This window comes from Nocardioides oceani (genome assembly GCF_030412965.1).
GTDB classification, from domain to species: Bacteria; Actinomycetota; Actinomycetes; order Propionibacteriales; family Nocardioidaceae; genus Nocardioides; species Nocardioides oceani.
In genome coordinates this window covers 1-278 of record NZ_JAUHJQ010000159.1, presented here as the reverse complement: position 1 = coordinate 278, position 278 = coordinate 1, and the positions used below count along the sequence as shown (strand labels likewise).

Below are 278 nucleotides of genomic sequence, written 5' to 3'. Positions count from 1 at the left end.
AGCGGCGAATAGGTCCAGTCGACGAGCCGGGTCGGCAGGCCGTGATGCTGCGCCAGCGCGAGCCAGTGCCAGATCGAGTCGACCCCGCTCGAGGTCTGCTCGTGGGCGTACTTGCGGAAGTTGCGCAACAGCGCGAGTTCGAGCCGGGTGATGTCGGAAGCGGCGCCAGCCAGACGCAACAGGCTATTGGACAAATCGTGATCGCAGTGGGCGAGCCCGCGGAAGGCGTACGGCGATCGGAAACGCTGCAACGAAGGGTTCCAGCACCCCTCGTACAA

The 278-nt window shown here is 65.1% G+C and carries 1 protein-coding gene; it reads right to left on the bottom strand.

The window, feature by feature from the left end; genetic code table 11:
* A partial coding sequence (locus tag QWY28_RS23660; RefSeq protein ID WP_300955356.1) for an FRG domain-containing protein occupies nucleotides 1-194 on the bottom strand: 194 nt, incomplete at its 3' end.
* Nucleotides 195-278 lie beyond the last annotated feature (84 nt).